This window comes from Oscillibacter sp. KLE 1745 (assembly GCF_000469445.2).
Classification (GTDB): Bacteria; Bacillota; Clostridia; order Oscillospirales; family Oscillospiraceae; genus Oscillibacter; species Oscillibacter welbionis.
The window spans coordinates 30944-42483 of sequence record NZ_KI271694.1; the positions used below are offsets into that span (position 1 = coordinate 30944).

6 protein-coding genes and 1 pseudogene are annotated in these 11540 nt (G+C 58.3%); 1 reads left to right on the forward strand and 6 read right to left on the reverse strand.

Features of this window, described 5'->3' with window-relative positions:
- Positions 1–299: 299 nt before the first annotated feature.
- On the reverse strand, positions 300–1571 hold the full coding sequence (locus HMPREF1546_RS03945; protein ID WP_021750346.1) for a site-specific recombinase phage integrase family: 1272 nt from the start codon (positions 1569–1571) through the stop codon (positions 300–302).
- 254 nt (positions 1572–1825) lie between these two features.
- Here HMPREF1546_RS03945 and HMPREF1546_RS03950 point away from each other — a divergent pair, with 254 nt between their 5' ends.
- On the forward strand, positions 1826–2188 hold the full coding sequence (locus tag HMPREF1546_RS03950) for a helix-turn-helix domain-containing protein (RefSeq protein ID WP_021750345.1): 363 nt from the start codon (positions 1826–1828) through the stop codon (positions 2186–2188).
- A gap of 853 nt (positions 2189–3041) precedes the next feature.
- Here the strand turns inward: HMPREF1546_RS03950 and HMPREF1546_RS03955 are convergent.
- The 5 genes and pseudogenes from HMPREF1546_RS03955 to HMPREF1546_RS03975 form a co-directional block, all read right to left on the reverse strand.
- Positions 3042–3488, reverse strand: coding sequence for an RsiV family protein (locus tag HMPREF1546_RS03955; protein WP_198016081.1), 447 nt, complete (start codon positions 3486–3488; stop codon positions 3042–3044).
- Positions 3489–3733: 245 nt separating this feature from the next.
- Entirely contained in the window at positions 3734–3946 is a 213-nt protein-coding gene (locus tag HMPREF1546_RS03960) for a hypothetical protein (protein ID WP_021750338.1), read from the reverse strand.
- A gap of 169 nt (positions 3947–4115) precedes the next feature.
- A complete protein-coding gene (locus HMPREF1546_RS03965) occupies positions 4116–4652 on the reverse strand; it encodes a lipoprotein (RefSeq protein ID WP_021750337.1) in 537 nt (178 codons plus the stop codon).
- A gap of 266 nt (positions 4653–4918) precedes the next feature.
- Positions 4919–11155, reverse strand: coding sequence for an S-layer homology domain-containing protein (locus HMPREF1546_RS03970; RefSeq protein ID WP_021750336.1), 6237 nt, complete (start codon positions 11153–11155; stop codon positions 4919–4921).
- A gap of 30 nt (positions 11156–11185) precedes the next feature.
- A pseudogene (locus tag HMPREF1546_RS03975) lies at positions 11186–11540 on the reverse strand (hypothetical protein); the annotation flags it as partial.

An 11540-nucleotide genomic window follows, 5' to 3' on the forward strand; every position in this document is an offset into this window, starting at 1 on the left:
GAAAGGAACTTCTTCATTGGGATTTCTCCTCCTTTTGAAATTTGCGGTGGTCCGCCGCGGCCTCCGGGCCCATTCGATGCCTCCGCCGGCGCTAGCCCTGCCGGCGCATTCGCCGAAGAGTCGCATCCGCCCCGGCGTCCCCGCTGAGGCAACTCTATCCAAACTTCTCTAAAAAGTCCACAGTTTCAGCCCGTTTTTAATCCAAACGAAAACTTATAGACGCAATACGTTTTGAATTTGTTATATTTTGTAACCTTGGTGCAGAGAATAAAAGAGGCGGCAAAGCCCTTCGCCGCCCCTCATTGAATCTGCTTCTGCCCAGGCTGTTTCGCCAGATAATACCGCTTTTCAAACTGCAGCAGCCGGCCGTCCTTCACCATCCGCCGCAGGATGCCCGCCGTCTTGCGCTTTCCGACGTGCAGGAGCTCCGCCACATCCTGGCAGTAGGCAAATCCCGCCTCCTGCAGATAGGCTGAGATCACCTCCCACTGCTTTTCCTCCGGCACCACTGTTCCGGGGAGATAGTATTTCTTGCCCACCTGCTCCAGCTCCCGCCGGCCAACCAGCCGGCGAAGGCGGAGATATGCCGCCGTGTCCGACAGATTCAGCAGCGCCATCACATCCCGCCGGGTGATGCTGCCATGGGCCCGGGTCCACTCCAGCAGGGTCTGGTCGTCCTCCCGCTGTCCGCCTGCCGCCCGGATGTCCCGGAGCGTGATATTTTCCAGACCTCCCCGGATCAGCGCCGTCTGCACCACCTTGGACAGCCGGGCCAAATCCATAGGCCGCCGGGACTGGGGGGAGAGCAGCACATGGGGATCCTCCCCAGGGGAGCGGACCTTCTGCACTTTTTCCAGCAGCCGCCGCACGGCATTGGTCAGCAGCATGTCCCGCTCCGGCAGATGCAGCAGCCCCCGCTCTAAATCCACCTGGTCCCAGGTGAGATTCACCAGCTCCTTGCCCTGCACGCCCATTTGCCAGCTCATCCACAGAGCAATGCCCGCGGCGGAGCTGTCCTCCTTTTGAAGCACCTGCCACAGACGGAATTCATCGAATTGCTGCCCTGCCTGTGTTGAACGCTTTTTGTGCGGGGTGTCCCCGGCAAAGCAGGCTTGGAAGGTGGAGACCGACAGACCGCTGACCCGGACGGCATAGGGCCAGTCGTGCTGCTCCAGCTGGCGGAAAAAGTAGTCCCGCCGCAGATCTTTCAATTGGAGCTGAGGCAGGCCTCCCGCAGTCAGGGCATTTCTGGCAATGCGGGAGACGGACTCCGGCCGCAGAGGTTCCCGGAACTTATCGGAGATCACCACATAAGGAGACACCGCGCCGCCATTTTCGAAGCGGGCAGCGAGGCATCCGGCAGTCTCTTCCTCCAGCGGGACCGTCCGGTCCTCCAGAAACAGACTCCTCTCCTGGAAATCCACTTGGGCCCATTTCAGGGCGACGATCTCCTCCCGGCTGAGCCCCTGAAGCCAGGCCAGGCGGAGGATGAGCCCCGGCAGGTCCTCCGGATGCTGGTGCAGGAGCTGGCGCATATTCTGTTCATCCGGCTGGCGGAACTCGTTTCGCATAATGCCTCTCTTGGCGGGCGGCGGCAAAAGGTTATCCTTATGTAACAAATCAGAAGAATGATTTGGATTTCCGGATAACGCAAACGCTGCCCTCTCCCAGCCAATGGCTGGAAAAGGGCAGCTACCTTTTATCATCCTTCACCGCTTCCGCAAAAACTAAGTATATTACACTTAGAATTATAAGCATAACATTTCGTTTAAGTCAAGCATTATTATGCGTAAACTGATGATATTATATTGAGGAGTATATCATCATGCAGGGAAAGAAGCCGCTGAACATCGCAATCGGAAGACGGATCCAGCAGTCCCGGGAGCAAGCTGGGCTGACGCAGGAGGAACTGGCAGAGCGGATTGACCGTTCCACGCAGTTCATCTCCACAATCGAGCGGGGGTTGGCCGGCCCCTCTCTGGAAACTGTGATTCATCTTTGTGAAGTTCTCGGAACCTCCACAGAGTGGATCCTGCGGGGCAGGGCCCTCCTTCCGGACTCCAATCTGCTGGCAGCCTCCGTTATGGAAAAGCTCTCCGGGCTCTCCCCTGCCCAGCTGCTTCTGGTTGACCGAATGACCAGCGATCTAATCAAATTGCTGCAAATGAAGGAGAGCGGTGACGAATGAGCTCCTCTCCCTCCAATATGGAGGAATTGATAGACGCATCGCCTTCCCCGCAACACCGCTGCATGAAGTTCACAGGCCGGCTGCAAAGTCTATGGCCGTTGGCCTGTCAAGATAAGACCGGGAGCCATTCTCCGGTGTTATGCCCCCCCGGAGATCATCAGCCCGGAAGTATATCCCATCGGCCAGCTATTCTTTACAAACGCTTCCTTACACAGAATGCCGAAACATAGAATTCCTTAGAACAAGAAACGCTCAGATGGGTGCATAGAAGCAGCTCCTCCAGCTTACAGCGTGACCCGTACAGCAAAAGCCAGCACCGGGCAAGATATTTCCTGTCCGGTGCTGGCTTTTGTGCTTCTTTACTATCTCTGCTTGAGGTGGGTCTGTCAGAACCATGTTGTCTGTCCGCAGCAGCTCTGCCCGGCTTTTTCAGGGCCTTTCGCCCGGGTCTTCACCAGAGTGCTCTTATCGGATGCCCGTTCCCATTTCTGGTACATATCTGATGGTATGCCATCTCTCACATCAGCCATCTGCTCATGTCCGCCATTATTCACGCTCCGCCTTGCTATGCGGCTGAAGAGCCGTGGGATGCTTTGCCTCAGAATACGCCCTGCTCCATCATGGCCTCAGCCACCCGCTTGAAGCCGGCGATGTTGGCGCCTGCCACCAGGGTGCGCCGGAGTGTAAACCGACGCCTTTTGATCTTGTGCCCACTCTGGCTGGAGTCTGCAAAAGTATTCCTGCTCTGATGGCGGCAATGCAGAACCCCTTTCAGGACGGCAGTCCTTTTCTGCCCAGAAATAATGAAACAGGCCGTCGGCTGCAGCCGACGGCCTGTTTTCAGTTTCTCCGGTTATTGATACAGCTTCGGGATCCGAAAGCTCTGCTCGCCATTTGCCCCATCCGTCACGGTTCCGGCCGGGAAGTAAATCACCGGATTTCCCTCCTCGTCCACCTCGAACTTCGTGGTCCCGCCGATGGTCACATAGTCGCTCAACGGCGCGTTGTCCTCAATCGGGAAGTAGCGGACCTCCGGGTCCTTCTCCATGCGGTTGGCCATCTGCATCGTGATCGTCTCCGTCAGGTAATTCACATAGTCCTCTCCCAGGAGATCCTCCAGCGTGACGTCCTCCTGCTGGGCAGACGGTTCTTCCGTCTCCGGCGCAGCCGCCGATTCCTGCGGCGGAGTCTCCGGATCCGTCCCCTCACTCTCCGTGGTAGACGCGCCGCAGGCAGTGAGAAGCAGCATACAGAGCAGCAGTGTGAGGAGCGTGGAAATCTGCATCCGATTCTTTTTCATGATGAATTCCTCCATTCCATATTCATCCGCAGCACCCGTCCGGGCGCCTGTTCCCTTTTGATACTGATACCATAAGCCCTGTTTCCGGCAAGGCAGCCGCAAAAAGGCATCATTGTTGCATCATTTCCCTTCTGCGGCACGGGAGGCCGGTTCCTCCCCGGAGAGGTCCCACACAAATCCCATCAGCTCCACACTGACGCGCCCGCTGCGGCCCTCCACCTTCCATCCGGGGCCGGGCCGTACTGTCAGATCTCCAGCCTGAGACCTCTGCGGAAGGCCTGTCCAAGCGCTTCCGCCGTGCCCAGGGAATCCCTTGCCAAGCGGAGTGTGGAGTCGATCCACACCGGCAGCCCCGCGCCCTTGTCCACCATCATCCAATGGTCATCCCGGTGCTCCGGGCCGCCCCGCAAATACAGCATACCGGCGGCCAGACTGCCGTCGGCCTGGATATACACCACGCCGCCTCCGCCTGGGCCTTGCTATGCTCCTCCGTCTGTTCCAGCAGTTGGGTGGCGGAATAGACGTCCAGCTCCGGATACCGGATGGTCCTGCCCAGCAGCTCCAGCTTTTCCGGCAGCGACGCCTCCCCCGCCGCCAGCCGCCTTTTGTCCCCTGCGGAAGAGCAGGTCAGTAATTTATTCCCACAATGGCCAGTCTGCCATCGACAACACTGAACACCACATTGGGCCTGCCGCTGGCGGACAGGGCAAATCCCGCCTTGCTGGGGGCCAGCCCCCCGGGGTCCGCCCCGGCGATCTCAGAGACCAGCTCTTCTGAGAAGATCCGGTCCGCTTCCAGTGCGATCAGGTCCTCCCGGGACTCCACAGATTCCCCTCCATCGGAAAAGCCGATGTACAGCGGATACGACGCCAGGTCCGCCAGCGCCTCCAGATCCTTTTCCGCCACTGCGGCCTGGATCTGCTCTGCAAATGCTGTAACAGCCTCCGTATCTATGGAAAAATTATCTGTATACTGGGGCGCTTCCGTATCCGCACCGTCCTCCTCAGGGGTCCGGCCCCCATCTTCTCCAGCGGTCTCCTCCGCGGGCTGCTCCGCCTGCGGAGAGCTGCCCCCCTCCGGCGAGGTACTGCCGCTCTGGCCGCAGCCTGCGAGGGACAGGCACAGGAGCCCTGTTAATGCCAAGAAAATGAGCTTCTTCTGCATCGTTTATGATCCTTTCCTCAAGATGTTTGCCGGCGTCATCCTCTGTGGGACTCCGGCTGTCTTATAAGACGCCCCAAAGGGCAAAAAAGTTTTGGCGGCCGCTTTTCCTCTTCCACCTCCGGAGGATCACGCCTCCGGAATGTCGCCGGCGCGACCGCTGGCCACGAAGAGTCCCGATGCGCCATCGGAGGCCGTCAAAAGGCCGTGGGAGAGGCAAATGCCTCTCCCACGGCCTTTGGGGAATCAAATTCTGCCAGAGTACGCGCTTACTTGGTCACCTCGCCGCCGGGGGCAGAGTGAGCCGTAGACCAGGCGTGCTCCAGAGCCGCCCAGTCGCGCTGTTCCAGCTTCTCCGTCCACTTCTCGACCTTGTCACCGCTGACGGTCACCCAGGTGTAGTCGTGGCTGTTGGTCGCCTCCTGCATGTCGGCATAGAACCAGTCCTCCGGATTGTTGTCGGGCCAGGTGATCATCTCGTCCTCGTCCAGCAGCCGATCCTCATCCGGGCTGCGGCCCAGGGCGCGGTTCACGATCACGCAGGCCTGTGCCCGGGTGATGTTGGTGTTGGGGCGGAAGGTCCCGTCATTAAAGCCCTCGATCAGGCCCACGCGGGCTGCCGCCTCTACGTACTCGGTGTACCAGGCGTTAATATCCACATCGGTGAAGTATCCCTGGTAGTCCTCCCGGGTGGTCTCGAAAAAGCCCACCGCGATCTTGGCAAATTGGGCTCGGGTGATCTTGGCATAGGGCCGGAAGGTCCCGTCCGAGAACCCGTCGATGATGCCCATGTTGGTCAGGGTGGAGATGGCGTTGTTGCACCACAGGTCGGAGCTGCAGTCCGTGTAGTCGTTGACCTGGCTCCAGTACTCCTCCCGGGTGTCGTCCGTCAGCAGGCGGAAGAAGATGGTGGCCACTTCGCCCCGGGTGATGGTGCCGTAGGGCTGCAGCGTGCCGTCGGAGTAGCCGATGATATAGGAGTAATGGTCCTCCGTGTTCAGGGTGGGCCGGCTGCCGCCTCCACCGCCGCCTCCGGTGCTGCCGCCGCCCCCGCTGCTCTCCTTCTCGTACACCAGCACGAAGGGAGAGAAGCTGCCGGCAGTGAAGACCAGATGGTCGCCGTCGCGGGTAGCTTGGATCTTTTCCACGGTATGCGCGGTACCAGCCAAGTCGCCTGTGTCGCTGGCGCTCTCACGGTCCATGCCGGTATAGTGTACCAGGTAGAACGCGCCGTCCTCGTCGGCGTCGGCGGGCATGGGCCAGTAGATGGTCAGCGCCTGCTGGTTGCCCAGGGTTACCACGGTGTTGCCGTTCTGGGTGTCCACCAGGTCCAGATAGGCCATCTCGTACTGGGGGGCGGATAGCGTGTTGTCCGTGGCCGCGACTTTTGCAAGGGCGTCAGCGCCCATGGCGGCATCGAACGCGTCGCTGTTGGAGACACTGTCCACTAGCAGCTGCACGCGGCCGGGATCCACCTGGACCTCACTGTCATTGACATAATAGGTCACATTGCCGTTGTCAACGGCAGTGATCTGGTTCGCGTCCACAGTGTCGGCGCTGGTCACGATCTCGTTGGTGGAAGTGCCCTCGTCTGTGACGCTCTTGACCAAGAGATGGCCGGTACCGATATCGACGCTGCAGACGAGCGTATCACCGCCGGCGGAGAACACCGCCTGAATCTCACTCTGGTTCAGACCGCCGTCGTAGATGGTCATCTCATAGTTGGCAGAAACAACGCCCTCTTCCATTCGGATGTTGTCGGTAGTGATGATGTTGCCGTCATCTGTGAACTGGAGCCGGACCTTGACGCCTTCATTTTCACCCTCGATTTGGTTCGGGCTCAGGCTATATACATAGCGGCTCACGTTGCCGGTTGCATCTCTCGAGTAGACGCCCTGGTCCATCAGATCCCAGCGGCGGATCGCCGCACCAGTCTCCTGGTCATAATAGTAGAAGCTCAGGTAGTCCGCCAGGTTTGCAGCCTGCGTCAGGTCCACGCCATGGCTGGTGAGCCACGCTTCCACAGAGTCGGGCAGATCGATGTGATAACCCGGCTCCGGCAGGCCCTGTTCCATGCTGCCGACAAAATCGCCCGCATCGTCCAGCACACCGCTGTATCCGGTTCCGCCAGTGTAGATCACAATGTCCGCCGGCGTGATGGTGATGGCATAGGGCTTCACCTCCACGGGGTCCGCCGGGACCTCCACCGGGGGATCCTCCGGATGTACCGTGTCCGTGACTACCACGGTGTTCACGATCTTCTGGTCCACATCGTCCAGTGAGGTCTGATAGCTGGCGTACAGCGTTGCATAGGTCCAGCCTTCGACAATAACCGGATTGGTGACCGTATTGCCCTCCTCATCTGTCAGCGTCACACCCTCCAACTTGTCAGTCACATCCAGGGTCAACGTCTCATCCGTCATGCTGGCAATGGTGATGGTCCAAGTGATGGGATCGCCCACGGTGACAGAGGTCTGATCCGGCTCTTTGATCACCATAAAACGGCCGTCTCCGGGATCGGGCTCGGGCTCTTCGGGAGTCGCCTGGAAATCCCAGCGCCCGTACAAAGTGGTGTCGGCATCGATGGCAGAAATCGTTCCGCCGTAAGGGACACCGACTTTGTCATACCAGCCGATAAAATACCAGGTCCCCTGCTCGTCTGAAACCTGCAATTCACTGGGCGGCTGAATGGTGTAATCGCTGCCGGCAGCCAGTGTTTCCGTTTCAGGCAGTTCCACGCCCTCCGGGTGATCACCGGACCACGCATAGGTAACCGTGACCTGGGTCGGCACGACCCCTGCGGGGTGGAAGGTCACAACAAAGAGATCCCAATCCTCTACCGGGTCTCCGATCTTCGGAGCATCACAGTCCTCATAGTTGCAGGTCCAGCTGGGATCCCCATAGCCTGTATCAGGTGTTGCCTCCAAGATATCGCCTTCGGCCAGGCGATACTCGCCATCTGCATTAACCTCCACGATTGCCGTGTAGGTGGTCTGCCCATTGCTGAACGTGCCGTTTTCCGCAAGGAAAATCACCGAGATGGTATTCCCCGGCTCCTCTCCAGCTTTCTGGAACTTCGCTGTGAAGGTGGTGTCCTCGTCGTAGGGCAAGCCTGCCAGGTACTTCATTCCCGCGTTCGTGTCAGTTCTATGATAGTAGTCATCGGTCCACTCCACGAACTCACAGCCCTCTTCTGCTGTCGCCACAGCTCCCGTCGGAGAGGCCATGCCGGTCCGGTCTCTGGTGACGACTTCTTTCTCCAGGCTCACAAAGCCCATAGCGTGATCGGCACTGACATAGGTGAAGACAATCTGGTCCTTGTCGGGGGTCCCGTCGGGTTCGTCGTCGGGACCCAGCTCGTCGATGTCATAGTAGACGTCGATGGAGTTATGGCCTGCTTGGAGAGTCTCACCGTCTATAATCTCGACATCGTTCAGTTCCGCCCGGTCAAAGATGTAGGTGCTATCGCTATGAGACGTCCTGTTCGTGTCATACAACCCGCTGACCGGCGTGCCTGCCGTGGACGGCTCATCCTTGGGATCGGTCTCTGTTTCTTCATTCCCATCTCGGTCCAAATAATGGTACACGACAGTGTATGTGCACTCGTCGGGCGTCACCGTGCCGTCGGTGGTTGCGGTGAAGACAACGTTGTGCTCAGGCATGTAGAACAGGCCTTCAATAATGTCGCTTTCCTGAAGGTCATTTGTAGTCCATTCAGTAGCGTCTTCTGCCTGCTTCTTGATTACAACGGTTTCCCCGTAGGTGTAGGACTCTGGTTCAGCGTAGGGATTCCCGTCCAGATAATAGGTTACGGTAAATTCCCGTTCTGTGCGCGTATACTCCGCTCTATACGTAATGTCCCCGGTTACAGTATCCGCTATTTCAGGAGACCATCCGGTAAACTCATACGAATAAAGTTCGCTGGGTTCTTTAGTCGGATCCTCAATTCTCGGTGTCTTACCGCCGTAAGCCAGCCCGGGAAATACGGTCTGGGGACTTGTTGTTGTGCCGCCATTCAAGTCGTAAGTCACCGTATAGCTGTTGAGCTGAGAGAAGCTGCCCTTGATCACAACAGCATGATCGGGCATTGTAAATGAACCTCCACTCAGCGCAACATTTTCAGAATACCAGCCGCTGAAGCGGTAATCTGTGACATCCGGCATCTTTGCCAGTTCCACAGTCTCACCGTACTTGCAGGTCTGTTCACCCGGCACCTCCGGCGCACCCGCAGGGACTGTACCTTCATACTCATACGTCACTGTGTACTCGTTCCGGTCGTAGTACAGCCTCAGCACCAGCGTGCCGTCCTCGGCGATGATACCGGAGGAATTCGAACGGCTTTCATTATAAGTGAAGCCTTCGTATTCCTTGATTTCAGCAGTGGCAGTATCTCCGACAGTACCAGAGGGTGTCAACGTATCAGCTGCAACGATCGAGTAGTTATCATCTTCCAAATTCTGCTGATAGTACTCTACCCGATAGCTGGCCGCTGTGGATCTCCACTGGGCGTGCAGGGTCACATCGGTGTTTTTGATAGTGATGGCACTCCCCGCCGCATAAGGCGTTCCGGTGCCGTTCTTCTCGGTGTTCCACCCGGTAAACTCATACCCCGGCCGGGTGAACATGTTTTGGAGCACCATGGCCTCGCCGCCGGTGATGTAGTACTTGCTGTCTGTGACCGTACCGTCGGCATCATCGGCGTTGGCATCATACAACACCTGATACGTCTCCACCGGCGCTTCGGGGGACTCCGTCAGCTCCAGAGACTGATTCGGCTTCTCATCCACCATGTAGCCGCTCAGACCGGCCTTGTGTTCGTCCGTGTCATTTGTCACATAGGTCTCGGCGGCGCTCCAGCTGCCGTTTACATCGGGCTGGATGGGGAACGTCAGGACCAGCTTGCCGCCGGACCAAGTGACGTTGCCGTTCTCAGTAGTCTTCGTCACCGCATGGTCTGTATAGTCAAAGCCCTCCACAGTGATGGTCTTGCTGTCGGCATTTACCACAGGGGTAACGCCATCAAGCGTCTGCAGAGAATCCCAGGTATATTTGCCGTATTGGTCCTGCCCAGTGACCTTCGCATACTGGACCGTCACCGCATCGGAACTGCCTGTCAGCCCCTCCGGGAAGGTGAAGAAGTCCGACAGCGTGTCGGACAGCACCGTGTTCGCGCCGGCCGCCACCTTGGAGGTGCTCACGTTATCGGCGATGGTGCTGAAAGCGTTTTCCAGCTCCTCGGCATCGTCCGCCGCGAAGTAGTAGTTGCCTTCCGTCACGCGGGTGCCAAGATTGCAAAAATTCCAGCTTGCTTGTCCGAACCGATTTGTTGCCGTGGCATTGGGATAGTTGGAAGACACACCGTTCATGTACTTGTTGAAGTTGTCCCGTATATCATCGGGATCCGCATCCTCAAACATACCGATGGTGTACACGGTCACGCCGTTGTTTTTCAAATCGTGGGCCAGATTGACAGCGGTTGCTGCGACATCGTCATCAAAGTCGTTGCCGTGGTTGGGCTCACCATCGGTAAAGACCACCACGACCTGCTTGGCGTCCTGCCGGGCGCCGGTCAGCGTCGGATCCTCGACCCACCACTCGCCGCCGTCGTGTCTCCACTGTCCGTCCAGGACGTCCTGCGCAAGGGTCAGGCCGTAGTCTACGCTGGTGGCGCCGGCGGGCTCCAGCGCTTCGATTGCGCCGGTCAGCTGCTGAACGCCCGCCGCATCGACGGTGGTAAAGTCCTTGACGATCTGTGTATAGTTGTAGGCATAATAGTCGTCTTGGCGGTCGTTTCCGACGCTGTCCGCGTAGGAGTCATCCGCAAACTTGACAATGCTGATTCGGTGGGTCACGTCATTGTCTGCACCCGCCGCGTTTTCGGCCACTTGATCAATGAAGCCGTTTACAGCGCTCTGCATGGCCTCCATCTTGGAAGTCGTTATCTCTTGGCGCGTGTAAAGAGTACCTGTCCAAAGGTTGGCATTCTGGTTCCTGCTGGTAGTACCGAGCTGATTCCAGTCCCGGTAAACCCCGCTGCCGGTATAATACCCGATGGAATATTGCCGGTTCCCCCAAGAACCATCACTTTCAGCTTCCACTTCGTAGTAGTTGCCGTCATCATCGCGGAAATAATACGTCGTCCACCGAGACCCGTTGATGTCGCTATACGACCATCTCTGTTCATCAGTGGGGGTATATTCCCACGTGCTCTCTCCCAGGTCATCATCCATCGACCCGGAGACATCCAGCACCAGCACAATATCCAGCGGTGTGGTCTTGCTTCCCTTGGTCACCTCGTTGGTGACATAGGCCTCCAGGGTCAGGGAATAATTTCCGTCCTCATCATAGTTGACCGTCTTGTCCACCACGACGCCGTCGTTGCTCTCTGTGTGGACCCGGTCGCTCCCGTTGCCGCCGCCAGGGTCTTCTGCCGCCAGGGCAGCAGTGGGAACCATTGTCAGCATCATACAGAGGACCAGAAATGCTGACAAGATCCGTTTCTTCATCACTTCTCCTCCTTTTATATTTCAGTGATCTTATATGTAAACATCCTTATGGATGGAATGACCGGTTCCCTCCGCCCACCCGGCGGCCAGCTGCTCCGTGTCCAGCATCCGCTCGTAGGACTGCTCCGCCAACAGGCGCACGCCGCGCTCCACCTCCGCCTGGGTAGCCAGATACAGCTTCCGCAGGCACCGGGGCGTTCCCTTTTCCTCCTCTACCCGGGCGTCATGACACAGGGTCTGGATCTCCTCCGTCACCTGGGTCCGGCTCATGCCTTTCCCGTTCCGGGTGCAGAACACCGGCCCCGCCGTCAGGCCCTGCCGCCGGGCGTAGTCCAGCAGCTCCCCCTGCAGACAGGCGGGCAACGGGACGTACCGCCGCTCCCCG